This window comes from Oleiphilus sp. HI0086, assembly GCF_001635225.1.
The window spans coordinates 1-212 of the sequence record NZ_LWFZ01000407.1; the positions used below are offsets into that span (position 1 = coordinate 1).

General features: G+C 44.3%; 1 protein-coding gene. It reads left to right on the top strand.

All coding sequences use genetic code 11. The annotated features are described in order from the left end of the window. The coding region (locus A3756_RS27305; RefSeq protein WP_197481180.1) for a hypothetical protein at nucleotides 1-212 on the top strand (212 nt) is incomplete at both ends.

The window sequence follows — 212 nt, forward strand, 5'->3', positions numbered from 1 at the left end:
GAGAAATAATCAGCGGCGGATCAACGATCCGAACAGGCACGGACCGCCAACAAAATATTTTGCTGGTTAAGCGAAGCAGTGATGGTGAATTAATCTGGTCAACCGATATTGACCTTGCGAAAGGCAACTATCGAAGTGACGATAAGATAACTGATCTCACCCTAGATAGTGACGGTAACAGCTATGCCATTGGTGTTAGCTATATTGTCGAA